The following is a 1,211-nucleotide window of genomic DNA, read 5'->3' on the forward strand; positions in this document are numbered from 1 at the left end:
CCTACACCCGTTCGGCTGAGCTCACGGCCGAAGCCCACACCCCACACCCGTTCGGACCTCGGCGTGAGCTCGGTCGAACGCTGAGCTCACGGCCGAAGCCCACACCCTGCCCCCACCAACAAACTTTTTCAGCAGACCCTATCTAGTTCATCTGCAAGAGCTTCAATCACTGTGCGGTTAGTTACCGTTCGAGTTTGAATCCAATCTAAGGTTTGTACCTCTATTGAACCTGCTACCGGAAAATCAGGCTCAGTTAATTCTCGATAAACTGCTTCAGGAATAAAAACTATTTCGTAAAGTTGTTGTAGCAGATGAAGTTGATTAATGGCGGCAAGATTGTTGATAGGGGATGTATCACTGACAACAATCACAATCTTCCCATCTCCCGCAAGTTCTTAATATCCTGTTCAAAATCTTCGACATCGTAGTGTACCGGAATTTGACGACTTGCAAGTAGGTGTTGAAAAGCAATACGATTCATTCCTGCAAATCGACTCGCTTGAGCAAGGGTGAGCTTCTCTTTTTGAAAGAGCATGACCGCAATTTCCTGCCTCATCTCAGCTTCAGTCATGCGTGTTGCACTGAGAATTTCATCGGAGATATCAATACTCATGGCTATAACCCTATCTATCCCTTCCTATTGGAATGCTATCATAACCCCCTTCATTTAGTCAGTTGAGCAGGTTTATTTTTTGCGTCTCTTCCCCTTACACATTTTACACATTAAGAATCGGTTTTATGCTATTGAGTTACCAAAGCCAATAGAAGAGGCTTTATTATCAGTTGCCAACTAAAACCCTCTAAATCCACTGAAAAAGAAACCACAAAAGTCGGCTAAATTGCCTCTAAAAATACCATCAATACTCCTTCAATCAATCTTGAGGGGGGTTTGTTTTTTTATATCTCTTTTTTGGCAATAGATGCTATAATGAAAGGCCACTCTTTAAGATTGCTTGCTCGATCGTGGACTTTGAGATTATCAGCGATATCACGAATATCGAGATTATTGCCACAGGAACAGGAATTCGTAATCGGGAACGGTTGCAAAAACAGTATGGCAAAGGTAAATGGAGAAAAATGAACTACCCCGCCGCAAGCGGACGGGGTATCAGAATCAAAATAGACTCAATTGTAGATTTTGGTGTAGCTGCAGGTATTCTTTATCTTGTTCTTTTACATATCTCGCTATCATACCTTCATCCCCATGCTTT

General features: G+C 42.7%; 1 protein-coding gene and 2 pseudogenes. All 3 read right to left on the reverse strand.

Going from position 1 to position 1,211, the window contains the following annotated elements:
* Positions 1-137 precede the first annotated feature (137 nt).
* Positions 138-371, reverse strand: a pseudogene (locus tag ACOCD9_RS20275) (DUF3368 domain-containing protein); the annotation flags it as partial.
* Complete coding sequence (locus tag ACOCD9_RS20280; RefSeq protein WP_002748168.1) at positions 368-613, reverse strand: UPF0175 family protein; 246 nt, start codon at positions 611-613, stop codon at positions 368-370. The pseudogene ACOCD9_RS20275 and the gene ACOCD9_RS20280, both read right to left, overlap by 4 nt.
* Positions 614-1,114: 501 nt before the next feature.
* Positions 1,115-1,211: pseudogene (locus ACOCD9_RS20285) on the reverse strand (IS200/IS605 family transposase); the annotation flags it as partial.

It is taken from the genome of Microcystis sp., assembly GCF_048564745.1.
Taxonomy (GTDB): domain Bacteria; phylum Cyanobacteriota; class Cyanobacteriia; order Cyanobacteriales; family Microcystaceae; genus Microcystis; species Microcystis ichthyoblabe_A.

Excerpts from the sequence above, each read along its gene's own strand:
- ACOCD9_RS20280 (WP_002748168.1), bottom strand. The coding sequence starts at position 613 with ATGAGTATTGATATCTCCGATGAAATTCTCAGTGCAACACGCATGACT.